The sequence below is a fragment of the Lacticaseibacillus casei DSM 20011 = JCM 1134 = ATCC 393 genome (genome assembly GCF_000829055.1).
In the GTDB taxonomy this organism is placed as follows: Bacteria; Bacillota; Bacilli; order Lactobacillales; family Lactobacillaceae; genus Lacticaseibacillus; species Lacticaseibacillus casei.
Genome location: NZ_AP012544.1, coordinates 1,731,598 through 1,756,136 on the forward strand (window position 1 = coordinate 1,731,598; position 24,539 = coordinate 1,756,136).

Annotated in this window: 22 protein-coding genes and 1 tRNA gene; 4 read left to right on the top strand and 19 right to left on the bottom strand. The window is 49.0% G+C overall.

All coding sequences use genetic code 11. The features are described from left to right. Positions 1 to 8 precede the first annotated feature (8 nt). The gene (locus tag LBCZ_RS08560) at positions 9 to 1,190 is read right to left on the bottom strand and encodes a thiolase family protein (RefSeq protein ID WP_025012671.1); all 1,182 of its coding nucleotides are present in this window, start codon (positions 1,188 to 1,190) and stop codon (positions 9 to 11) included. Positions 1,191 to 1,662: 472 nt separating this feature from the next. Here LBCZ_RS08560 and LBCZ_RS08565 point away from each other — a divergent pair, with 472 nt between their 5' ends. Continuing rightward, the gene (locus LBCZ_RS08565; RefSeq protein WP_025012670.1) at positions 1,663 to 1,962 is read left to right on the top strand and encodes a hypothetical protein; all 300 of its coding nucleotides are present in this window, start codon (positions 1,663 to 1,665) and stop codon (positions 1,960 to 1,962) included. On the opposite strand, the gene LBCZ_RS08570 is transcribed toward LBCZ_RS08565, so the two are convergent. Then, the gene (locus tag LBCZ_RS08570) at positions 1,959 to 2,789 is read right to left on the bottom strand and encodes a TIM barrel protein (protein WP_025012669.1); all 831 of its coding nucleotides are present in this window, start codon (positions 2,787 to 2,789) and stop codon (positions 1,959 to 1,961) included. The genes LBCZ_RS08565 and LBCZ_RS08570 overlap by 4 nt on opposite strands. Before the next feature lie 72 nt (positions 2,790 to 2,861). Next, positions 2,862 to 3,425, bottom strand: coding sequence for a restriction endonuclease (locus tag LBCZ_RS08575; RefSeq protein WP_010487642.1), 564 nt, complete (start codon positions 3,423 to 3,425; stop codon positions 2,862 to 2,864). 113 nt (positions 3,426 to 3,538) lie between these two features. Between LBCZ_RS08575 and LBCZ_RS08580 the strand changes: the two genes are divergently transcribed. After that, on the top strand, positions 3,539 to 4,357 hold the full coding sequence (locus LBCZ_RS08580) for an aldose epimerase family protein (protein ID WP_039639168.1): 819 nt from the start codon (positions 3,539 to 3,541) through the stop codon (positions 4,355 to 4,357). A gap of 94 nt (positions 4,358 to 4,451) precedes the next feature. Here the strand turns inward: LBCZ_RS08580 and LBCZ_RS08585 are convergent, their stop codons facing one another. Both LBCZ_RS08585 and LBCZ_RS08590 read right to left on the bottom strand, forming a co-directional pair. Then, positions 4,452 to 5,594 carry a M20 family metallopeptidase gene (locus LBCZ_RS08585; protein WP_025012667.1) on the bottom strand — a complete coding sequence of 381 codons (1,143 nt, stop codon included), beginning with the start codon at positions 5,592 to 5,594 and terminating at the stop codon, positions 4,452 to 4,454. A gap of 45 nt (positions 5,595 to 5,639) precedes the next feature. Further along, entirely contained in the window at positions 5,640 to 6,245 is a 606-nt protein-coding gene (locus LBCZ_RS08590; protein WP_025012666.1) for an ECF transporter S component, read from the bottom strand. Between the two features lie 190 nt (positions 6,246 to 6,435). Here LBCZ_RS08590 and LBCZ_RS08595 point away from each other — a divergent pair. Together LBCZ_RS08595 and LBCZ_RS08600 are read left to right on the top strand one after the other, a co-directional pair. Further along, positions 6,436 to 6,521 (top strand) — tRNA-Leu (locus LBCZ_RS08595). 103 nt (positions 6,522 to 6,624) lie between these two features. Then, positions 6,625 to 7,089 carry a GNAT family N-acetyltransferase gene (locus tag LBCZ_RS08600; protein ID WP_025012665.1) on the top strand — a complete coding sequence of 155 codons (465 nt, stop codon included), beginning with the start codon at positions 6,625 to 6,627 and terminating at the stop codon, positions 7,087 to 7,089. Here the strand turns inward: LBCZ_RS08600 and LBCZ_RS08605 are convergent. From LBCZ_RS08605 to LBCZ_RS08670, 14 genes are all read right to left on the bottom strand, one after another. Next, complete coding sequence (locus LBCZ_RS08605; RefSeq protein WP_025012664.1) at positions 7,082 to 7,534, bottom strand: SprT family protein; 453 nt, start codon at positions 7,532 to 7,534, stop codon at positions 7,082 to 7,084. The genes LBCZ_RS08600 and LBCZ_RS08605 overlap by 8 nt on opposite strands. Before the next feature lie 263 nt (positions 7,535 to 7,797). Further along, complete coding sequence (locus LBCZ_RS08610) at positions 7,798 to 8,550, bottom strand: ABC transporter ATP-binding protein (RefSeq protein WP_025012663.1); 753 nt, start codon at positions 8,548 to 8,550, stop codon at positions 7,798 to 7,800. Next, entirely contained in the window at positions 8,543 to 9,442 is a 900-nt protein-coding gene (locus tag LBCZ_RS08615) for an ABC transporter permease (RefSeq protein WP_025012662.1), read from the bottom strand. Before LBCZ_RS08615 ends, LBCZ_RS08610 begins: the two co-directional genes overlap by 8 nt. Then, complete coding sequence (gene trpX, locus LBCZ_RS08620) at positions 9,439 to 10,434, bottom strand: tryptophan ABC transporter substrate-binding protein (protein WP_025012661.1); 996 nt, start codon at positions 10,432 to 10,434, stop codon at positions 9,439 to 9,441. Before trpX ends, LBCZ_RS08615 begins: the two co-directional genes overlap by 4 nt. 591 nt (positions 10,435 to 11,025) lie before the next feature. Further along, the gene (locus tag LBCZ_RS08625; RefSeq protein WP_025012660.1) at positions 11,026 to 11,463 is read right to left on the bottom strand and encodes a hypothetical protein; all 438 of its coding nucleotides are present in this window, start codon (positions 11,461 to 11,463) and stop codon (positions 11,026 to 11,028) included. A 59-nt stretch (positions 11,464 to 11,522) separates the two neighbouring features. Beyond that, positions 11,523 to 14,186, bottom strand: coding sequence for a cation-translocating P-type ATPase (locus tag LBCZ_RS08630; protein ID WP_010487606.1), 2,664 nt, complete (start codon positions 14,184 to 14,186; stop codon positions 11,523 to 11,525). A 488-nt stretch (positions 14,187 to 14,674) separates the two neighbouring features. Then, a complete protein-coding gene (locus LBCZ_RS08635) occupies positions 14,675 to 15,799 on the bottom strand; it encodes a serine hydrolase domain-containing protein (protein WP_039639171.1) in 1,125 nt (374 codons plus the stop codon). A gap of 112 nt (positions 15,800 to 15,911) precedes the next feature. Then, entirely contained in the window at positions 15,912 to 16,739 is an 828-nt protein-coding gene (gene nadE, locus LBCZ_RS08640; protein WP_025012659.1) for an ammonia-dependent NAD(+) synthetase, read from the bottom strand. Then, a complete protein-coding gene (locus LBCZ_RS08645; protein ID WP_025012658.1) occupies positions 16,739 to 17,935 on the bottom strand; it encodes a serine hydrolase domain-containing protein in 1,197 nt (398 codons plus the stop codon). The genes nadE and LBCZ_RS08645 overlap by 1 nt, the downstream gene beginning before the upstream one ends. Before the next feature lies 1 nt (position 17,936). Beyond that, on the bottom strand, positions 17,937 to 19,400 hold the full coding sequence (locus LBCZ_RS08650; protein ID WP_025012657.1) for a nicotinate phosphoribosyltransferase: 1,464 nt from the start codon (positions 19,398 to 19,400) through the stop codon (positions 17,937 to 17,939). A 197-nt stretch (positions 19,401 to 19,597) separates the two neighbouring features. Further along, positions 19,598 to 20,302: a GntR family transcriptional regulator gene (locus LBCZ_RS08655; RefSeq protein ID WP_025012656.1), complete on the bottom strand. Its 705-nt coding sequence runs from the start codon at positions 20,300 to 20,302 to the stop codon at positions 19,598 to 19,600. 24 nt (positions 20,303 to 20,326) lie between these two features. Further along, complete coding sequence (gene nagA, locus LBCZ_RS08660) at positions 20,327 to 21,472, bottom strand: N-acetylglucosamine-6-phosphate deacetylase (RefSeq protein ID WP_025012655.1); 1,146 nt, start codon at positions 21,470 to 21,472, stop codon at positions 20,327 to 20,329. Between the two features lie 110 nt (positions 21,473 to 21,582). Next, complete coding sequence (gene proC, locus LBCZ_RS08665) at positions 21,583 to 22,380, bottom strand: pyrroline-5-carboxylate reductase (RefSeq protein WP_025012654.1); 798 nt, start codon at positions 22,378 to 22,380, stop codon at positions 21,583 to 21,585. Positions 22,381 to 22,382: 2 nt separating this feature from the next. Beyond that, positions 22,383 to 24,365, bottom strand: a complete 1,983-nt coding sequence (locus tag LBCZ_RS08670; protein WP_039639174.1) for a S9 family peptidase — start codon at positions 24,363 to 24,365, stop codon at positions 22,383 to 22,385. Between the last annotated feature and the right edge of the window lie 174 nt (positions 24,366 to 24,539).

A 24,539-nucleotide genomic window follows, 5' to 3' on the forward strand; every position in this document is an offset into this window, starting at 1 on the left:
ACGTCCTCCTAAACATGCCGGACGACCTGCATCGCAATGCCGATACCACCGCCAACACATAAAGCTGGAATACCGGTCTTTTCATCACGTTCTGCTAAGTTATAAAGTAATGAAACCATAATGCGCGCACCGGACGCCCCAAGTGGATGTCCTAACGCTAAGGCACCGCCATTGATATTCACCTGTTCATCGGTTAATCCCAAGTCACGCATCACCGCGACGCTTTGGGAGGCAAAGGCTTCATTGAGCTCGACTTGATCAATGGACGAAATCGAAGTGCCATTGGTCTGAAGCAACTGGTCAATCGCCAATTTAGGCGCATAACCCATGATATCCGGATCAATGCCAACTTCAGTATAATCCGTAATCGTCGCTAAATAATGTAGTCCTAGTTGCTCGGCTTTACTTTTGGCCATCAAAACCAAAGCCGCCGCACCATCATTAATACCGCTTGCATTGCCAGCCGTCACCGTACCGCCAACTTCAAAAACCGGCGGCAGCTTGGCTAGCTGAGCCAGCGAAGTGTCTGGACGGATGGCGGAATCGGTTTCGACGGTGACATCGCCATGGCGACCGGCAATCGTGACTGGCGCCATCTGCGATTTAAATCGACCTTCAGCCGCTGCAGCTGCCGCGCGTAAATGGGAGCGCAAGGCAAACTCATCTTGGTCGCGACGGCTAATCTCAAAGCGCGTGGCAATATTTTCCGCAGTGATCCCCATGGGTTGCTGACTGAAGGCGTCATTTAGACCGTCGCGGCTGAGTCCGTCAACAAATGCCGTGTCGCCAAATTTATGACCGGCGCGCATGGCTTCGGCGTAATAAGGAACTTGGCTCATGCTTTCAGTACCGCCAACCAGCACAGCAGTGGCTTCGCTTAATTGAATCGCCGCCTGTCCCAGCCGAATCGCCTTTAACCCGGATCCGCACACTTCATTGACCGTCATGGCCGTGGAGCGATTTGCCATCCCGCTTTTTAACGCAATTTGCCGCGCCACATTCTGACCGGAACCGGCCTGTAAAACATTCCCGAAAATAGCCTGATCCAATTGCTCAGGGTCAACCCGCGCCGCTTTAATAGCTGCCTGTGCCGCTGCAACCCCCAAATCAACCGCACTGGCACCAGCAAGCTCGCCACCCAGCTTCCCAATCGGCGTTCGCTTAGCACTGAGAATGACAACTTCTTCCATGATGACCTCCTAATACGTACAATCGCGCTTCTTACGCTTTTTAGATAAACCGTTACAGTTTATCACAGACTTAACTGCAAAACACTGAGCTATAATTAGAGAGCTTGAACTGGCGCGGGTAGAAGCCGAAGTGTAAGTGGCCTCAGGCGTGATGGCCCGGGCTTAGGCCATTGCGACTGAGGTCCTTACACGCAGGCTTCTGCGCCAGTGAACGCGTTTGAGAGCGTGAACTGGTGCGGGTAGAAGCCGAAGTGTCGGCAGGCACCTGCACAAAAACTGTGCTTACAAAGCCAGCGAACGTTCTTATAAATTCACCCAAGCCTCCCGCGCAAATTAACCACTCGTTATGCTATCTACATCTCATAAAACCAAATCAAACATAAGCTTGCTTAAATTGTATGCGATTGTTCTGATAAGCACCAACCTTCTTCATGAATCCTTAACTTTTGCCATTAGAAAGGAGGCCGCCACCATGCGAGTGATTGATTTACTCGCTTTATTAGCCGACCAAAACAAAAACGCCTCCGTGTTGCTGGACACGCAACCAACACCGAGCCGTTTTGATGATTTTATCCTGACAACCGCGGACGATCAGCCGCAACTGATTTTTAAACCAAACCTTACCCGCAAGGCTCCTTTACGTGTCTGGGAATTGCAGCTCTTATTAAATAAACCGGATCTCCAAGCGCGATTTTTGTATCTGACTGACGCAAATGGACCACGCGCTCTTTTTGGGTTCATCAAGCGCCAGAACGGTTTACTACTTAATTAGGCTGGATGCTTGGCTGCGGCTAATTCTTCAGACACCTTTTCTAAATAGTGATGGCTGGCGATCATTTCCTCACAGTTGAACTGATCCTTCAACCCGATTTCATAAATCCGACTGGCCTTAGGGTTGAGCAGCGGCAAAACCCGCGCCCAATCGATTCGTCCCTGTCCCAGAGGCAAGCTGTCATGCGTTTTGCCCATCGAATCGACAAGATGATAGTGCCGAACCAAAGGCTTTAGATTCGCCAGACTGGCCATGAGCCGATCATTATCGCCGTGAAGCGTGATGAAGGTGTGGCTGGTATCATAGGCTAGTGGTAGGTGCCAACGCAATATCCGCGCCTCAAAATCAGGATCGCCATAGCGAAAAATGGGGGACATAGAGTTTTCAAAGACAACGTGTCCCGGCGCCTCCTGAGCAAACGCAATCATCCGCGCTAAAGCAACATCCTGCGCCTTGGCAACGTCCGTCCACCCAGCATAATCGCCTGGTGTGTCCACCCGATAACCCCCATGGATCAACGCCGTCGCATTCACCTTTTTGGCCAGATTCATGAGCTTAATCGAACTGGTCATCATAAAATCATAACGCGTCGGATACTTGGTTGGATTCATGGCTAATTCATTGCGTTGACCACGGAATCGCATCGGATGATGGAAAACCACTGTGGGCACTTGACTGCGCACCCAAGTCACCATTTTCAAAAAATGGTTCCATCCTTCAGCCGTAAAATCATTTTCGGTTAAGTGAAATTCAAATACGTCCGGATGATACTGCAACCGATCACGAATCTGCCGTTCATCTGTACTAGCTTTTAATCCCAGTAACATCGATTAACCGTTGCCTCCTCAAACTGATCACACACAGTTGCCAACTTACCATAACGTTATAACGTGTACGCCTCAACTTGGCAGTCTTCTCATAAGTCGCTTGAGTTTTTTACGATCAATCAGCATGACCCCCAGATCATCTGCTAAGGCGATTGCCGAATCGGAAAAATCGCTATTGGTGATCACCGCAGCTTGATCAAGTTTATAAAATTGATGGCCAGCCCAAACCTCTTGCACTGCCTTGTTACCGACAAAACCGGTATACCGCTTGCATTGAAACCCAATGGACTGCCCCTTCTTTCGGGCGATAATGTCGATTCCCTGATCACCGGAAGCTTGTGTGAGTTGAATATGTTTAAACCCGTTTCGCTTCAACAAGTATGCGCAAAACTCCTCAAATTTCTCGCCTTCCATGATGTCGACATTTTCCATTTTCAAATCACGGAAGCGAAAATGATGATGGTAAAGCAAGATGGCATTCACCACCACAAACAGACTAATAATCACAAAACTTGCCGGATCGCCATATGGTCGCAACTGCCGGGGCAGAATGTCGCGGGCCCAGAAACTGTAAGCAAGTGCCAGAATAAACAGTGCCCACAGTAATTGATAGGCCTTCTTAAGTAACGTTCTCATGGTTCCACCCTTCTCTTTCCTTATCAAGCCTAGCAGATTCAAGTCATGATTGCATTGAATCTGGAGCAATTTTTCTGTAGGCTTAAACTATTGAGAGAGGAAGCGCTTTCGCCATGAAACTAAGCGCCAAAATTTTTGCCAAAGTCGGTCAGGAACGAATTACCCAATATACTTTGGTGAACGATCATCACATGACCTTACGCTTTTTAACGTTTGGTGCCCGGGTCCAACAGGTTCGTCTGCCTAACGCGACCGGGTTTGACCCTAACTTACTGCTTGGATTTGTCACTTTAGAAGACTATCTGCACCAGCCGGGGTTTTTCGGCGCCATGACCGGTCCGCTGCAACCAGCCGAAGCCAATGTCTCTGGCGCATGGCAAAATTGGAACTGGGCGGTGAAAACCAGTCAGGATCCTGATTTAGTCATCACGTTCTCGCTAGACTTGCCAGAAGGTGCCGATGGCCAACCTGGCACGCGTCAACTTAGCGTTACCCACCGGCTCAACAACGCAAACGTCTGGACCATTGACATGGCGATCCAAACCAGCGCTTCAATTCATCAACATCCCCGCCTGGTATTGCCTTGGCTGCTCACGGCTGATCCCGCGCAAAAGATGATGCAGGCTAAATTAACAATTGCTTCGCAGCCAAGTATGATCGCGCAACAGTCAAAAGTTTATGCGGCTCAGGACTACGACTTAGTAGCCGCTGACTGGCAACTCCATTACGTGACAGATGCCCAAGCTACGAGAATCGATCCATTTGCCGATATTGGTACGCAAAACAACTTCAACGGCATCCTCGGACAGCCGCATGTGGCAATCGGCTTTGCTCCTGAAGCTAATTTGCAAGCTCAAGCCTGGGAACTTCCTGCAGGTGCGACATGGCGCCATCATGCTGAATATCACCTAGGCATTCGGCAGAAGTCGTAAACCAGACTCAGTTGTGTCTAACAAACGCATTTAGTTGATCAAAAAACCTTGTACGCATGACCCGCACAAGGTTTTTTGATCGCCAATATTCTGGTTAATAGTTCAGGAAAACATCTTTATAAACTTTCACACTGTCAAAAACATCTTGAAGCGTCACATATTCGTTGGTCTCATGTGATGTATCATTTCCCGGCCCATAAATTGCCAGATCTAACCCATCGTGATAGAACAAGGCCGCATCCGTAATCCCAGTCCGATACGCCACTGCCCCGCGGTCAAGCCCGATACGTTGCCGGGCCTGCTGAACGGCCTCAATCAAGACATTGTCAGGCGAAGCAGCGGCCGCACCCAGCACTGAGTCAATTGAAAGTGACAGATGCACGCCTTTTGGTACAGGCGTTTTCGCCGCTTGTTTTAGCGCCTGAATAAACGCATCATTGTCGGCAATCATGGTTGTGCGAATATTGCCACGCAGATAGGCCGACTCAGGTAGCGAGTTGATCTGGTTCCCGCCATGAATAATATCAATATTGTGCGTAGCGTGTCCCAAAATCGGATCATCCTTGGCCTGCAATGGCGCTGTTGCAGTCAACGCCGCATTGGCAAATGCAAACAAACCGTGAATGGCATTGGCCCCAAGATCCGGCCGCGATGAATGGGCCGCTTTACCATGTGCGGTCAACGTATAATCGATAATCCCGCGCTCAGCCGCATCCACATTACTATTGCCAGGCTCTGCCACTAAAAGACCATTGAGGCGGTCGCCATAACCCGCTGCGGCCAATTGCCGGGCGCCATAATTATCGATTTCTTCACCGACAGTGGCCATCAACTGAATCCCATGATCCAGTTGCGCATGCGCGACTTGTTTCAAAGCGACAACCACCGCTGCCAACCCGGATTTCATATCCGTTGCCCCGCGGCCATATAACTTGCCGTCTTTTACCTGTCCTGAAAACGGTGGAAACTGCCATTTGGATTCATCGCCGGCATCGACAACATCCATGTGCCCATCGACACCTAGCCACCGTTTGGCATTTGGATCGCCAACGGTCAAAACCAGATTATCCCGTCCCGGCGCATATGTGATCCGCTCGCGCTTAATTAAACCGGCTTGCAACTCAGGGGCTAAATAAGCCTCAATCAGCTCAGCAACTTGACCTTCTTTTGCGCCAACACTCGGTACTTGTACCATTGCCTGCAATAAATCAACGACTTGCTGCTCTTCATCCGTCAATCCAAAACCTCCGCTTCTCAAAACTCATGATTGCTGATTCTAAAACTACTTTCGCCGAAAACGCAGTAACGCATGGCCTAAGATGGGTGTGACAATACCGCCTAGCAAAGCTTCAGCAACCGCGTTAATGGCCAGCGCCGTGATCAGCAGCCACCCAAGATTGGATGCATTAGCACCTGGCACAATTTGCGCAGCCTTGCTCGAAAAAAGCAACCATGTAAAGCCAATGACCAAAAGTGTGTTGGTCAAGGCACCGGCCACACCGGCGAATACCATTTTAATCGTTTGCGCCAGCGCACTTTGATGGCGCTTAAACATTTGGTGAAAGATAAACGCCGCCACGAGACCCACCATGACGCGCGGCACCAATGCAATAATCGGATTACGAAAAAGCAATAAAGTCACAGGATCAGTCGCTGATGTATAAGCACGAATCAGGCTAGTCAGCCCCCATAATAAGCCAAGACTGGCACCACCGCCATATCCTAGAACAATCCCACCAATAATGACGGTCAAATGAATCGTCGAAATGGCAGGCCAGGCTGGAAAAATCTGAACATACCCCACCATCAGAATATAAGCCTGGAGGATAATTAAAGCACCGAGAATTCCAATAATAGCAATGTTATACGCTTTCCCTCGACGCGTCATGCTGGACACCCCCTATTTGTTTACAGTTAGCTCTATCAGATTATACACGTTCCAAGCAGCACCAAACAAGTTCAGCTTTCAGTCAGGACTTGTCAACTTTTCGCCACTCTACGGGTTCAACCGAATAGTAAATTTTTGTTGACTTTGATCATCTGATTTTCTATAATACTTCTTGTGCTTAAATAGCCATGCGGGCATGGCGGAATTGGTAGACGCGCAAGATTAAGGATCTTGTGAGCATTTTTGCTCATGGAAGTTCGAGTCTTCTTGCCCGCAGCGTAAAAAGATCCGACCAACAACGATAACTTGTTGATCGGATCTTTTTTAATGATTGGTTATCCGTAACCGCTTAATTCGAATGAGATAGGAGTAACTTAAAATGCTTCGTGAAGCCCAGTTTGTTGATCTGTCTGCAATCGTGGATCTTTACCAACAGCTTACAACGGAAATGGCGACATTGGCGCCAGACACGTATCGACCATTAGCCACTGATAACCGCCAATATTTTGCCGATTATCTGCAAAACGACCTTGCCCGGTTATTTGTGACCGAAAGTCATGGGAAACTTACCGGTTTTGCTTTGGTTGTCTTAGCACAAACCAGTGCCAGTCCTGAATTCGTGCCGCAACATTTTGCCCAACTCATCGATCTCTTCGTCATCCCTGATCAGCGTCATCACGGCTTGGCAAAGCAGCTGATGGCGGCAGTTACGGCTTTTGCCAAAAGTCACCAGGCATCTTTTATCCAACTCAATGTCCTCAGTGCTAATAAGACGGCTCGTGAAGTATACGCCAAGGCCGGTTTTGAACCAGTCAATTTAACGTTACAAAAGCCACTCAACTGATCACCGTTTTTTGTAGTCGTAACTTGCCTCGGCAGTGGCCACAGGCATACCGTCTGACGTCAATCCGCCGCCGACGAATGAATTGCCGGCCGCATTGCGTACAAACATAGGCATATTGACGGCCGGTCGTGGGTAGCGGCGGAGCAAAGCGGGACCCGCCAACTGCTGCCAGTAATTGGCGGAAATCATGATCGCGGTGTTGGTACCCGCAATGCTGGGCGTACAAATGATAATGCACCAGTTCGTGCTTAATGATGCCATCGGTGATTGCTGGGGGATAAGCGGCAAAGAGTTTGGGGTTAAAGTCCAAATTCATGTCAGCTGGATGAAACCGGCCGCCAGTTGTTTTAAGCCGGGCATTGAAAATGGCACGGTGGCGGAACGGTTGGTGAAATGCCGCCATGGAGATTGCCTCCACGCGTGCCTGCAGTTCTTGGTTTGTCATTATTGAACATTACCTCCGAGCCAACAGTGTACATCAAGTCATGCGCTATTGCACGATCGACACTGACCGCTAACCTGCTCACAAACAATCTATACCAGCAATACAAAAATCGGTTCCAGATGTTCATGCATGGTTGATGTGCACGATCATCCGGACCCGATTTTTTAAATGGAATGATTAAACGGTCTTGCAAGATTAAAGCTAACCCATTTTTAACGCATTGAGGGGCACTTGAATGCTCCAGTTAACTGAGGCATGCTATTTTAGCTAAAGAACGCCAACACATCCTCACGGGTTAGCGCAGCTTTTCTCTTTTGATCAAAATCAGCCACAATTTGGCCGGCATCCAAAACAATTAAGCGGGTGCCATAGCGTAACGCATCTTCGACTTGATGGGTAATCATTAAGCAGGTTAAATGTTGGCCCGAAACAATTTCGTTAGTCAGCGTCATGATTGATTGGCTCGTGTGCGGGTCCAGTGCTGCCGTGTGCTCATCAAGTAATAACAGATCAGGCTCTCGCATGGTGGCCATTAACAGACTCAGTGCCTGCCGTTGCCCGCCGGAAAGTTGTTCAGTCGGCTTATCAAGCGCTTCAGCCAGACCATTCCCGGTTTTGGCCGCAAGTTCTTTCAGCCGCTCCTTTTGGGCAGTAAGTCCCCGTGAGCGCAAACTTAAGCGCTGGCCACGGTGACTGGCTAATAGCAAGTTTTCGGCGACCGTCATCCGCGGGGCTGTGCCCATTTTTGGATCTTGGAAGACTCGGGCAATGTGACGCGCCCGTTGCTCGGGACGTTGGCCATTCAACTTTTTACCGGCTAAGGTCACCGTTCCTCCGCTCATCGGCAGATCACCGGTAATGGCGTTAAACAGCGTCGATTTTCCTGCGCCGTTATGGCCTAAGACTGTTACGAAATCACCGGTTTTGACCGTTAACGTCACGTCTTGAAGCAAGGTTTTTACTTCCGTTGCGACCGGTACATTGACTGTGACGTGATCTAATATTAATTCAGCCATGTGCCTGCACCCCTTTTTGCAAAACTCGCCGTAATCGCAGTTGATGATCGATTTGCGGCACCATGATGGCAACGGCTAGGACCACTGCCGAAATCAATTTCAGGTCGTCGGCGTTGAATCCCAGTGCCAAAACCACTAGCAGAACAAACCGGTATAGAATACTGCCCAGAATCACGGCGACCAAGCGCTGTGACAAGGTCAGTTCACCGAAAACGACTTCACCGATGATGATGGCAGCAAGCCCGATAACAATGATCCCGATGCCCATATTGACATCCGCATAGCCATTGTTCTGTGCTAACAGGCCCCCGGCAAGTCCGACAAGCCCATTCCCAACCATTAAGCCAAGCACCATTTGATGATCAGGATCAATCCCCAAACTACGCGCCATGTTCGGATTATCTCCGGCAGCGATGAAGCCCTGGCCCAACTGGGTGTTTAAAAACAGCATCAGTAATCCGACGACAACGACCGCAACCACCAGCCCAATCACAACGCTGTTAAAGTATGGCGGCAGATCCTTCAAAAACGATTCCTGAAAAAGATTGGCTTGGTGCAACAAGGATAAGTTCGCCCGGCCCATAATTCTTAAGTTAATCGAAAACAAACCGGTCATAACCAAAATACCAGCGAGCAAGACCGGAATCCGTCCCTTTGTCGTTAATAAGCCTGTTGCCAAGCCCGCCAGCATCCCCGCTCCGGTAGCAAGTAGTGTCGCAATGATCGGCGAAATGCCATGGGTAATCGCACTAACCGCAACGGCCGCCCCAAACGGGAAAGTCCCTTCAACTGTCATATCGGGAAAATCCAGAACCCGAAATGTTAAAAACAAGCCAAGTCCAATTAATCCATAAAGTAATCCTTGACCAATTGCCGAAACGCCTAAACTCATTTGATCACCGTTCCTTTCGTCTCTGCCTGTTTGACTAACGCACTAGGTAAGGTCAACCCTAACTGTTTTGCCTGTTTCTCGTTTAAAATAAGCTCGCCTTTTTTTTCAAAATGAATAGGCGTCGTTGCGGGTTTGGTTTTACCTTTCAAAACATCCGCTAACATGTGTCCGGTGACAACGCCTAAATGAAATTGGTTAATCCCAATTGTGGCGACCCCGCCTTGTTTAACCATGGTATCAACAGTCGGGAAAATCGGCACTTTACGCGCATTGGCCGCCGCAACCAGCGTTTGCATGGCACTGGCGACCGTGTTGTCAGTCGGTACGAAAACCGCATCAACTTGGCTGACCATTTGGCTTGCCACCTGGTTTAAATCATTGGTAGAACTAATCGCATACCGTTTTACCGTAAAGCCTTCTTTAGGCCCGAGTTTTGCGACCATTTTAGCCTGTATCTGAGCCGAATCGTCACTAGAGGTGGCAATGACACCCAGCGTTTTAGCATCCGGCATGATTTGCCGAATCAGCTTTAGTTGGGCTGCAATCGGCGCCTGGTCCGAAACGCCGGTTATATTGCCACCTGGTTTTTTGACATTTTTGACTAATTTAGCCGCCACCGGATCGGTAATGGCCCCAAGAATGATCGGCGTTTTCTGGTTAACATTGGCCAGTGCCTGAGCCGCCGGTGTTGCAATTCCCACGGTGGCCGCCGCATTTTCTTGGGTAAACCGTTCCGACATTGACTTCAGATTGCTCTGATCATTTTCAGCATTCTGGAAGTCGATCTTAATGTTTTTTCCGTTAACGTAACCCTTATCTTTTAGTCCTGAAATAATGCCTTTATGAATCGCATCTAACACCGGGTGAGTCGTCAGCTGTAAAATTCCTACTGTTGGCTTTGTTTGCGTCCGTTGCGTTGTCGTACCGCTTTGAAAATAGGCAATGCCTAAAAAGCCGAAAATGATGATGATCAATCCAAGCATTCGCTTCATGCGGGTTCCTCCAATTGTTGTGATTTTTGGTTTGGTGTGGTGAGGTTGTTGTGTGTATCGAGCCGTGACGCGTGTATCGGCATGTAAAGGCCTTGTTGTCGCCATGGCTCATTTCCTTCCAACCATGGCAGCTAGTTCTAATGACGTCTGGTCGATAAATCCTGCTTTCGCTTTCTATAACGCGTTCGCCAGCCCAGAAACCTGCGTGTAAGGGCCTTGGCCGCAATGGCCAAAGCCCAGCCATCACGGCCAAGGCCCTTACACTCCGGTTTCTAACCGGGCTGGCTCACGCTCACACAAAAATTGCCGCGGCAGGTTTAGACCTTCGCGGCAAATAAAAAACCGCATAGTCCCGTTGTGGGGTATCTATGCGGACAAATTGATCAGAAGCCAACATAGACACAACCTGCGCGTCTGGCGGCAGGTTGCGTCTGCAACCTACCTAAAGTTGGCTTTGCCAAGTTTTTAAGGTAAGCAGTGCTTTCATGTTGGTTTCCTCCATTCGTTTAAACTTGAAATAAGTTGGTAAATTAAAGATACGTGAGCAAACTTCTCATGTCAAGCGAAAACGATCCTTTTCACGAAGAAAAATCACTGTAAGATCGCTGAAATCTTTTGAATTTGCTTGGTGAATTTTTGGATCGCTTCGTCTTGCGCTTTTTCGGCTGCATTAAACGCTGTGACATCCACTTCTAAGTCAGACTTGAGGCTTTCGGTCATGGCTTCACACGCCTCCGTGAAGGCCGCAAAGTTGTGAATTAGTGTACGGTGTGGCCCGACCAACCGTGCAGGAACCGCGACTTCTTGCAATCGAGTGAGTAACTTTTTGTACGCATCGGTACCCTCACGAAACACGACCCGCGTGTCATCATAGGTGTCCTGATCATAATCGGCCAATTTGCCGTCATCAATCGCTTCACGTAATGGCTCAAACAAAGGCGCCATCTTTTCCTGATTGTCCTGGGTTTGTTCCACCACATCATTGATCGTGGTACCATAGTGCGCCATTTTAATTTGTTGCTTGTTCATGAAAAGCACGAATCCTCTCTTGAAAACTAATCCATCAATTTTTTCCGAATGCTGAAGATTTACAGACCGCGCCGCTTACGCCGAGCACGTTCGAAGATCTTGACGATTTCGACGAGCACAATCATGGTAACCCCGGCACTTAAAACCGTTAACCATTGGTGCCAATCCAGCGTTGTTACGTGGAATAGTCCATTGAATCCCGGTACCAGAATGGTGACAGCCAACAACACAAAAGAGGCAAGAATCGCCCAGTTGAAAGCTTTATTTCTGAAGGCACCGACTGTGAAGAGGCTTTGATGAATGCTTTTGACGTTAAAGGCATGGAAGAGCTGAATCAAGCCCAAAGTAGCATACGCCATCGTCAAAGCGTCCGCATGCATCGCTGCTTGACCACTGTGAACCGGATACGTGATGGCAAACCAGTAAACGCCTAAGGTCAATAGGCCTTCAAGAATACCCTGCCAGATGACCGCTGGACCGACGCCGCCTGAGAAGAAGTTGGATTTGCGACCGCGTGGCTTTTGCTTCATGATCCCTGGCTCTGTCGGTTCAACCCCAAGAGCAATCGCGGGGAAGGTATCCGTCACCAGGTTAATCCAAAGAATGTGCACCGGTGCCAGGATATCCCAGCCAAGCATGGTCATCATGAACAACGTCAGCACTTCGCCAAGGTTGGCAGACAACAGATACTGAATCGCCTTTTGAATGTTGGAAAAGACTTTTCGGCCTTCTTCAACGGCCACAACGATCGTGGCGAAGTTGTCATCGGCTAGCACCATGTCAGAGGCACCCTTGGAAACTTCTGTGCCGGTGATCCCCATGCCAATGCCGATATCGGCGGCCTTCAAAGCAGGCGCATCATTGACACCGTCACCGGTCATCGCAACAACTTTACCTTTTTTCTGCCAGGCGTTGACAATCCGAACTTTATGCTCTGGTGCCACTCGTGCATAAACGCTGTATTTACCAACATTTTTGGCAAATTCTTCGTCACTTTGCTGATCAAGTTCGGCGCCGGTAATGACAGCATCATCATCGCCTTGATCAATGATCCCCAGCCGAACCGCAATTGCTTCAGCAGTATCGCGGTGATCACCGGTAATCATCATCGGCCGAATCCCGGCTGATTTTGCTTCAGCAACCGCTGCTTCTGCTTCAGGCCGCTCCGGATCGATCATCCCGACCAAGCCAGCAAAAATCAGATTATTTTCAACCGTCTCTGAGTTGACCGGTTCGGGAACCGCATCAATGACCTTATAAGCCATGCCCAACACCCGCAAAGCCTGGGTGGCCATATCTTTATTGGCCTTTAAAATGGCATCACGTTCGCTGTCAGACATCGGTGCTGCCTGATCACCGGTGGCCAATTCAGTCACGCGCTTGAGCAATTCATCCGGCGCACCCTTGGTTGTCACCAGAATCTTGCCATCTGCCCGCCGATGAAGGGTCGACATCAATTTACGTTCAGAATCAAATGGTACTTCATCGATCCGCGGTTCGTCTGCCAAGGCGTGATTCAGATCAAACGATTGGGTCTTCCCATATGCGACCAGCGCGGTTTCGGTTGGATCCCCCAGTAATTTACCATCATCCTGAACCTGCGTATCATTAGCAAAATTCATAATGGTCATCAGCGGATTGCCGCCGTGGATGCCGTCACTGGCATTATTTAGCTGACCGTCGTAATAAACCTTTTCAACGGTCATTTTATTTTGCGTCAGCGTTCCGGTTTTATCACTGGCAATAATATCGGTGCTACCTAAAGTTTCCACAGCTGGCAGCTTGCGGACCAAGGCGTGGCGCTTGGCCATTTTCTGGGTTCCCAGTGCCAGAATAATCGTTACAATTGCCGGCAGTCCTTCAGGAATAGCCGCAACCGCTAAGGACACCGCCGTCAGGAACATTTCCGGCAGACTTGCCGCATTCCGCCAAATACCGACTGCAAACACAATGACTGCAATGACCAGAATCATCACGGTCAGCGTCTTACCCAGACTCTTAAGGTTTTCCTGCAGCGGGGTCGTGGTTTCTTCTGCGGCATTGATCATCCCGGCAATCCGGCCGACTTCAGTTTTCATTCCGGTGGCAACAACGACGCCGACACCACGTCCGTAAGTGATATTACTGTTCATGAAGGCCATATTGGTTCGGTCACCGATGCCAACGTCATCAGCGTCCAGTGGTGCCGTGGATTTATCAACCGGCACACTTTCACCCGTTAAGGCACTTTCTTCGATTTTTAGATTGGCGCTCTCCACCAACCGTAAATCGGCCGGAACCACGTCACCGGCTTCCAGCAACACGATATCGCCGAGAACCAACTGACTGCTTGGAATCGTCAAAACCTGATCGCCACGCCGAACGTGTGCATTCGGCGTCGACATCTCCTTGAGGGCATCGATCGCTTCTTCGGCCTTGCTTTCCTGAAAAACGCCGAAAACGGCATTCAGTAACACAACAGCCAAAATAATCCCGGCATCTGCCCATTCACTCAACAAGAACCCGGCAATCAAAGCAGCGGCAAGCAAGACAATGATCATGAAATCCTTGAACTGATCCAAAAAGCGCGCCAACATGCTCTTTTTCTCGGCCTGGGCCAATTCATTCGGCCCGTTTTCACCCAACCGGGTTTGTGCCGTTTCTTTAGATAGTCCAGTCAATTGGGTTTGTTCTTCTTGCAAAACTTCTTGACTGCTTAATGCATATGGCGGTTTCTTTGCCAAAATAGTGCCTCCTTCTTTGTTTGGGCCGGTAGCCAAAAAGAGACTTATGGCCTACCAGCAGTAGATCCATAAGTCTCACTATTTAAGACAACACCAGACATAGCCTTGTTGGTGATGTTGTCGCAGAAAAGCTCTGCTAGTTACTCCCCTATGTTGCTTCAAGTATATCAGGTCAAAGCAGCCTTGCGCAAGCGATCCTTAAAAATCTAGAGCGTGAACTGGCGCGGTTAGAAGTCGGAGTATAAGTGGCCTTAGGCGTGATGGCCCGATCTTGGCCATCACGCCTAAGGTCCTTATACGCAGACTTCTAACCGCGCCAGCGAACGCGTTTCAAAAGAGCGTGAGCAGGCCCGGTCAGAAACCGGAGTGTAAGCGGCCTTGGGCGTGATGGCCCGGGCTTTGGCCATTGCAATCAAAGTCCTTACACGTAGACTTCTGCGCGAGTGAGCGCGTTTCAGCAAGCCAAACTAATTCACAAAGGGTTCAACCTATCCCTTTTGCCGCAACGTTTGGAACAAGCGAACGGCTTCATCATGAAGATTGAGCGCATGTGAATTATAATTACTCAACAAAATCACGGCGTCTTTGCCATCATGGCTAATAGCAGTTGATGCCATTTGCCCGGCCACGGTGCCATTCGTTGAGTAAAAGTCGCTATGATTATAAATACCTGCCGTATAAACCCCGTCATCGCGATTGCGCAATCTCTTTAACGCTGATAATGGCAAAACTTTTCCATCATCGATGCCCCGCAGCAATCGATACAAATCAGCAACCGTCGTATACATATTGCCAGTTCCAAGCTCACGGTTGTACCACAGTTCGGGTTCGCCAATGAATGCTTGATAAGGATCCGTCACCGGTCCAGTGTAGGTTAACGAACGGTTGGCGTCTGTCAACATTCCCGGCAAAAATCCGGTGTGCTTGAGTCCCAGCCGGTCAATAATCGTACTTCTCACTTGCTGTTCGTAAGAGCGACCGGCGACTTTTTCAACTACCCCGGCAAGCAAAAGGTAATTGACTGCCTGATATGCGTAATTTCGTTGTGGCAGATAAGTGATATTGCCGATTGCCCAGCGAATAATACCAGCATCGTCCATGACGGAAGGCTGATACTTTTTGAGGGCAAAACCGCTGCGCATATCGATCATCATGCGCAATGTCACCGGATCATCCAAATGCAACTTACCTTCTTCAGCCAGCTGCATCATGGCGACCGCAGTGACTGCTTTCTGGATCGAACCGATCTGAAATAAAGTCGTTGGCCCATTGACCCGTTTCGATGCGGCATCGGCGTAACCCACGCCGCCATTAAAGATAATTTCGCCTTGTTTGATGATCAAAGCACTGCCGATAAATTTATCGTTCGTTAAGGTTTCTTTGAACGATTTGCCTGCCGATGTGTCGATCGGCCGGTCCAGACGCTCATCAAAATGCGTTGCTGCCGTTTGCACGGCTTCACGGTGAGTCGCCTGCTCATGCCGCTGCGACGACAAAACCTTAGCCTGTCTATCCGGAATAGCTATCTTCTTCTGCCAGACAAAAGCCACAGCGCCTAATAAAAGTGCACTTAATGTCACAATGCCTAACCAAAGAGCCCAACGATGACGCACTGCGTTTCAACCTCCTACTTCCATGTGTACCAAAGCATACCTTAAACCAGCGCAAAAAAACAGCCATAACACCTTTGAGCGAAACTTCGCCGATGTTGGCTGTTTGCCATGCTTATTTCCAAAAAGTATCAAAAACCGTAATCGGCAGATGGCGCTTATGTGCGGTTTTCTGGTACCAACGTTCGATCGTCTCGGCAGCATGGTCACTCACTTGCTTACCTTCCAAATAATCATCGATGTCCTTGTATTTAACGCCCAGGGCAACTTCATCTGGCAAAGCCGGCCGATTGTCTTCAAGATCGGCAGTCGGCGCCTTTTGATAAAGATGTGCCGGTGCGCCCAGCGTCTTCAGCAAAGCCGCACCTTGGCGTTTGTCCAAGCGATAAAGCGGCGTCAAATCAGCACCGCCGTCACCAAACTTGGTATAAAAACCGGTGACCGCCTCCGCGGCATGATCCGTGCCAATGACGGCGCCGGACATATTACCGGCGATCGCGTATTGGGCAATCATGCGCATTCGGGCTTTAATATTGCCCTTGTTAAAATCGGAAATGGCTGATCCGTTGGCTTCCACTGCCGCGACCATGGCATCGACACTAGGTTTGATATTGACCCGTTTAACCACGTCTGCCTGCATGAAGTCAATGGCTGCCATGGCATCCGCCTCATCGGCTTGTTCGCCATAAGGTAGACGAACGGCCACAAATTGATACGCCTGATCGCCGGTTTCGGCGCGCATCTCCTGCATGGCTTTTTCCGTCAACGTCCCGGCAAGCGTCGAGTCTTGGCCACCTGAGATTCCCAACACATATGTTTTCAAAAACGTATTTTTCTTAAGATAGTCTTTTAAAAAATCAATACTCCGCCGAATCTCGGTTTCAGGATCAATTGTTGGCTGTACGCCTAATGCTTTAATAATCTTTGCTTGTAATGGACGCATTACTTCACTCCCTTAATCATGTCATGATAAAGTGCTTGGGCTAGATCCCGCGTCACCTGATCCGTATTTGCCAACAGCACGACCGCATTTTGACCGCTGCTATCCATGACAGTTGCCGCTAATTGTGCGGCCACAACGCCATGCGTCAGTGTGTAGTTGCCAAAATTATACACACCCGCCGTGTATTGGCCTTGATTCAGATCACGTAATGTGGCGACCGATGAGCGCCTGATAATCTTGCCTTGATTGATGGCCGCCATAATCTGGTATAAATCACCGGCACTCGTGTAAATATTACCAGTCCCCAATTCCCGATTATAATTCAAAGACGGCTCGACGTAACGGCGCGAATAAGGATTCGCCTTGGGACCATTATACCCAAATGATTGATTAGGTTCACGATACAATTCAGGCATAAATCCTGAATGCGTCAACTTTAACTTTTTAAATATTTCCTGCTGAATTAAGTCGGCGTATAAATGACCGGTCACTTTTTCAATCACTCCGGCTAATAAAACAAAATTAACCGGTTCATACGCGTACTGTTTCGCACCATAATTCAAATTGGCGATCGACCACCGGACAATTCCGGCATCTGATAGTTGGGTCGGTTGATTCCGCTTCAATGAAAAGCCGCTACGCATATCCAACATCATCCGCAACGTTACCTGTTTGCCCGTGCGAATGCCTGGCAAATAACGACTAATCGGATCTGTCATGTGTACCTTGCCTTGTTCCACAAGTTTCATGAGCAAGACCGCAGTGAGCCCTTTTTGAATCGAGCCAATTTGATACAGACTCTCAGGCCCGTTCAAACGACCGGATTCAGCGTCGGCATAGCCCAACCCCGTGTTCAGGATCACTTTCCCTTTGCGCATCATTAAAACGGTACCGCTAAAATGATCGGCTTCCAGTTTTTTTAAAAACGGTTGCGCTTCTGAAGGGATAACCTGTTGCATCAACCGATCAGTGGTGTTCGTTGCCTGACGCGTGGCATTTTGCAGGCGTTGCTCGATCGCGCGATGCCGATTCAGCTCGGTTTCATACTTGCGCCGGGCGCGTTCTTCTTTGGCTTCGGTTTGCGGGCGGAGATAAAAGTAATCATAACTGCCATAAACCGCGATGCCAATGACAAGGCCGGCGAAGAGTCCCAAGATCAACCAGCGTGTCCAACCCCATTTTTTTGCGTGTTTCATATTATTCCTCGCGGTCAGCAACCGCCGATTTCACTTTTTTAATTAAGTCCATCTTGTTATCCCACACCCGCTGCGATAAGTCGACCGGATAGTCTTGCGGATTCAAAATGCGCCGATATTCATCCCACAAAGCATTGGTACTGCGGGTAGCATACGCCTGGACCTCGGCAAGTGGCGGGGTTTGATAAACCTGTTTGCCCTGATCGTAAATTAGCTGCAACAGTGGCTTAGCTTCAAAGTTTTTAACCGTTTTATTGATATACGGAAAATTGGGATGGAACATGTAGAGGCTACGGTCAGTGTCAATCTGCTCATCCGCCAAGGCCACGTAATCGCCTTCCGATTTACCGTCATCCCGACGCGTAATCCGCCAAACCTGTTTCTTGCCTGGCGTCGACACCTTTTCGGCATTATTGGATAACTTAATCGTGTCATGCATCTTACCGCTGGCATCTTCAATCGAGACAAGCTTGAACACAGCCCCCAACGCTGGCTGGTCGTACGCGGTGATCAGTCGGGTACCAACACCCCAGATGTCAATTTTGGCACCTTGCATTTTCAGGTTTTGAATCGTGTTTTCATCGAGATCATTCGATGCATAAATTTTTGCTGAAGTATACCCGGCATCGTCTAATTGCTGACGCACACGCTTGGAAATAAACGCCATATCGCCACTGTCAATCCGAACGCCAAGGAAATTGATCCGGCCTTTAAACTCATTAGCCACTTTAATTGCCGCGGGAACACCGGAACGCAAGGTGTCATAAGTATCAACTAAGAAAACCACATCCTTGTTGCTCTGCGCATAGGCTTTAAAGGCATCGTAGTCATTGCCATAGGCTTGAACCAGCGAATGCGCGTGAGTACCGCTAATCGGAATACCGAATTCTTTACCGGCCAAAACATTACTCGTCGCGTTAAAACCGCCAATGTAAGCCGCCCGAGTGCCCCACAATGCCGCCGCGGTTTCCTGTGCCCGGCGTGTGCCGAATTCCATCAAGGGGTCGGCGCCGGCAACACTGCGAATCCGCGCCGCTTTGGTGGCAACAAGCGTTTGATAATTGATCATGTTCAAAACAGCGGTTTCAACCAACTGCGCCTGCGCCAGTGGCCCTTCGATTTGCCAAATCGGTTCATTATTGAAAACCAGATCGCCTTCTAAAGCTGATCGCACTGTGCAGCTAAATTTAAACTTTCGCAAGTAATCGATAAACGCATCCGAATAATTTGTCTGCGCCTTAAGATAAGCCAAGTCGTCTTCGGAAAAGCTGAGGTGATTCAGGTAATCAATCACATGCTCCAACCCGGCAAATACGGCAAACCCCGAACCAAATGGTAAATCCCGAAAGAAAACCTCAAATACGGCGTGACGTTCACTGATACCTCGTTCAAAAAATGTGTTCATCATATTCAATTCATAAAAATCGGTGTGGAGTGTCAGTCCTTCACCCAATTGCGTAGCCATCATCTTTCCCCTTCCAGCAACATACAAAAAACAACGTACGTTAACTTTTGAGCATTTAATTCAATCATATAGGTAATGATTATATACCACTGCGGACCGCTTTGCAGGAAGCGTGCTGGGCCATTTTTCTCATTATCGCAAAAGGCCAGAAAACAATAAGTTCTGTTTTCTGGCCTTTTGGTCGTGCTAATACTGATTTATAACCGCTCTAGATAAAACTCAAATCGCTCGCCAACATACTGCGTGCGGACATATTCAAACGGTGTGCCGTCGTTTAAGAACGAAACCTGCCGCAGCCGCAGAATTGCATCGCCGCGCTTGATCGCCAAGTATTCGGAAATCCGCTCGCTGGCTAACATTGCGCTGACGGTTTGTTGTGCGCCGCCAAGAACGTAGCCGCCTTTTTTCTCCAAGGTGTGATAGAAACTAGCCGTCATTTCTTTTTTGGTGAAGTTCTTGACTAAATCATGCGGAACAGCAGCTGTTTCAAAACTGATCGGCACCTTGTCGGCATATCGGATTCGTTCCATCCGCAGCACTTGCTCGCCTGGAGCCAGCTTCAACTTTTCAACTTCCGAACTGGTTGGCTGGGCCACGTGATAAGATACTGTTTTGCTGGACGGCACCTTACCTTGGGCCTGCATCAAATCCGTGAAGCTAGTTACGCCGGACATTTTTTCTTGAACTTTTTGATTCGCGACATACGTTCCGGAACCCACGCGCCGTTCTAAAATACCTTCGTCGACTAAAGTTTGAATGGCCTGCCGCAACGTCATTCGGGAAACATTAAAGGTTACCGCGAGATCGCGTTCGGAAGGAATACGATCGCCGACCTGCCATTTTCCGGCTTCGATATCAGCCCGAATCGCGTTATGAATTTGAATATAAACCGGTACCTCCATCAATCATCATCTCCAATACGTGGTTCAGTCTTCAGTGTCATGTTTGACGCCATAACTATAAGTGGCAATGAGATCATGGTTGCGATCCAACATGTTAATATCGGCGTCCTTACCTACTTCAAGGGTTCCTTTGGACGTCAGATTAAATTCACGGGCTTGATTGACTGACGACATTTCAACCGCATCAAACAGGGAAGCATCCATGAAGCTCATCGCATTTTTAAAGGCATCCTTGTACATTAAAACGGAACCGGCAAGCGTACCATCGGCTAACCGCGCCTGTTTATCTTTAACATACACCGTCTGGCCGCCTAATTCACTTTTTCCTTCCGGCATCCCTTTGCTGCGCATTGAATCGGTGACCAATTCAATTCGTTCCGGACCTTTTTGATCAAAGGCCAAGCGTAACATGTCAGGCACAATATGGAAGCCGTCGCAGATCAATTCGCAGTACATATTGTCTTCAAGCATTGCGTGGCCGGTAACGCCTGGCTCACGGTTACGTAACCCACGCTGTGCATTGTATAGATGAGTCACATGGGTCGCTTTGCTTTGCAGCATCTGTTCGCGCGTTGCATTACTGTGGCCGACTGATGGCACAATGTTGTGTGCTAAAAGATAATCTTCAAATTCGCGGGAACCTTCATCTTCCGGTGCGTAAGTGATCAGCTTAACCAGACCGCCGGATAATTCCTGCCATTGCTTAACTAAATCGATATTAGGATTCTTGATATATTCTTCTGGTTGGGCACCTTTGAAGACCTTGCTGATAAAGGGACCTTCGAGGTGGACACCCTGGATAATGCGATTGCGTTCGGCTGCCTGTTTCACACCGCGCATGGCCTTATCAATATTTTCGGTTGATTGTGTCATCGTGGTGGCAAAAAGGGTGGTAACCCCTTCGTGCGTCATCATTTTGGTGGCCATTTCATCAATCTGATCGGCATCACCATCCATAGCATCAAAGCCATAACCGCCGTGAGCATGGACATCAATGAATCCCGGTATCAATGTTTTACCTTGGACGTCAACGACCTGTTCACCAGCCTGAGCCTTGTAATCAAACATATCGCCAACCGCCAGAATCTTGTCGTCAAAGCGGATATACCCATCTTCAATGCGTTCCAATCCTGTATAAATTGTTGCGTGTTTCAATACCGTAACCGTCACAATACCACTCCTAATCATTTATTGTCCTGACTATCACTAATCAGTATAACCGGTATAGACCAGAGTTGCAAGGTGGCCTACCTCGTATTTACAGGAAGTTTAATTATTTTTTAGCCCTGCCGATCTTTGGCAATCGTCGCATCGACGCCTTTGACGACAGCGGACATCAGCCCTGCTTCTTCCATGGCCAACAATCCGGCAACAGTGGTACCGCCCGGGCTGGATACCTGATCGATCAAGTCAAACGGTGATTGGGTACTTGCCAGAACATTTTTAGCACTGCCCATGACGGCTTGGGCAGCAATGGCGGTTGCTTCACTTTTTTCCAGGCCGTACTTGACGCCGGCGCGGGCAAGACTGTCGATGAACAAATACACAAACGCCGGAGAGGAACCTGCCAGTGCCACAAACGTTGAAAATTGGTCTTCCGGTAACGACATGGTTTTGCCTAGAACGTTCAGTAAATCCAAAAGGCCATCCAGTTGGCCGGCCACCGCATCATTAGCGGCGTAAGCAATCATGCCGGCATTAATCGCAACATTCACGTTCGGCATGATCCGTAAAATCGGTTGATCATGATCGTTCACTGCTTCTTCTAAAGCCATCAACGAAACGCCAGTTAACATTGAAATCACGGGTACGTGGCGTTTCTTCAAAGTTTCTCCAATGTCACTTAAAATCGGTGCACCCAGTTTCGGCGCAACAGCCAGAAAAACAACATCGGCCGCTTCGGCAACCGCCTGATTGCTGTCTAAAGCTTTCACGCCGACTTTGGCTGCATAGGGTTCATAATGCAGCGGGTGACCACCGTGAACGACGATGTCCGCTGGATTGATGGCCTTTTTGGCTAACAATCCGTTAATGATCGCTTGCGCCATATTGCCGGCACCGATAAATCCAATTGTCATCCTTATTCTCCTTTAACTTCTTGTTTTGATTGGTGGGCATCAAACCAGTCCGTAATCGCGGTTAGACGTGCGATCCGCAAGTTGGGTAAGCCACTGCGAGACAAGTCATGATTTGATTTCGGGAACCGCATGAATTTGGTTTCAACCCCATGCAGTTTCAGACCGATATAAAATTCTTCCCCCTGGCCGATCGGACACCGTTGATCGTCTTCGCTATGCATCACCAGCGTCGGTGTTTTGGCAAAATCGATATGTGCCAAGGGGGAGAAGTCCCAAAGACCTTGCACGTCTGACAAATCGCCGCTCCACTTGCCTTCCAGCTCCCAAGGCGTGAAGTAATACCCGATGTCGCTGGTGCCATACATACTTAACCAGTTGGCAATCGAGCGCTGGGTAACGGCCGCTTTAAAGCGATGTGTGTGGGTCACGATCCAGTTAGTCATGAAGCCGCCATAAGAACCGCCGGCAACAAATAAGCGCTCAGGATCAATGGTCGTATCCAATTTCAAGGCCTCATCAACCGCAGCTAGGCAATCTTGATAGTCATCCTGGCCGTAATGTTTAATAACCGCTGCCGTGAACGCTTCACCATAACCTAATCCGCCCCGCGGGTTGGGACAGATGACGCCATATCCCTTGGCAGCCAGATATTGCATTTCATGAAAGAAGGTATACCCATAACCAACTGCTGGGCCGCCATGCACATATAAAATGGCCGGATGCGATGCGGCTGCTTTTTGCGGCGGGAAGTACCAGCCTTCAATTTCAAACCCAGCACGATTGAAATTAAAAGTCTGTGGCGTAACCAACCCAAGCGTGCGCGTAACCCGCCGATTTGGGTCATATAAAACCGTTTCCTCTTCGGAGGCCAGATCAAAGTACACTAATCGACTCGGAATGGTCATCGTGCTTTCAGTGAACACGACGCCGCGGTGATCAGGTGTCAAGGCAAAGTCCGTCACGTGACGCCGACCGTCAATCAACGGTGTCAAGCGCTCATCCGGTCCACCAGCGTATAGGCTGGTCTTCCCGTGGTCAAAACCAATCGTCAGATAATAATCGGCTGTGACAAAATCGGCCACTTTGCCTGATAAGTCCTGCTGAAAGTCACCATTGACATAACCTGGAATGTCAAAATCAACGTCATCAGCAACGTCCTGCAGTTTCTGGCTCTCTAAATCGTAATGCCATAAGTGGCCTTGCGACACATTAGGTAAATGATTGTCAGAACCATGCAGCAGCAATTGTTGCGAATCCGCTGAAAAGGCTACTGGGGTTAACGCCGCTTGCGGCAAATGGTCATTCACCATCGTGACCTGCTTACTGGTTAAATCGAGCAAATAAGCAGCTTGGCTAAAGTCGTTGGGATCATCAGGCAAACGTTCCGCCGCAAACACAATTTTTTTGCCGTCCGGCGCGACTGCACCAATTTGGAAGTCATGCTGGCGCTGCATCACGATATGGCTAGTTTTTTGGCGTCGTTGCTGTACCCGCAATTCGTAAGTCACGTTTTCTGGCAACAAGCCGACACCATTGAGCTTGTACTGCGCGCGCGTGACCGTCACCGGCTGCGGTTTTTTGGCATCTTCCTGTGATACCTTCTTTTTGGCGCCAATCGTTGTTTGAAGAAAAACAGCCTTGCTATCAGGTCGCCAAGCGAAATCCGTCACGTCCTCTTTTTCAGCCGTCAACTGGCGGGCCACGCCGCCATCAACTGCTTGCAGGAAGACCTGCGTTGTTTTGTCTGCAGCTTGGCTCAGGAACGCCAACCATTGCTGATCCGGGCTTAGTTTAGGATGCCGGTCGTGTTTTTGGTCAGTCCCATAAACGGTCATCTGGCCACGCGAATTCACGAAACAAAGCCGCTGGTAATAGGTATTGTCTGCCTCCGAAATCCGGTTTTCCTGAAAAAAATAGCCCTGATTTGTCGCAATTGGATACGATAACGATACCAATTTGAAAAGATCCGTTGCTTTTATTGCCATGCAATCACACCCTTCATTGTCTTGCTTTAAGCGTAGCGGTTGGGCTATACCGTGTCAAACTACTGGACCGGTGAAATCAAAAAAACAGCCGAGATGTGTTAGCATCTCGGCTGCGAGTGATAAAAAATGGTAATCGTTAGACATCACACGACACCTGCTAAGTTAGATTAGATG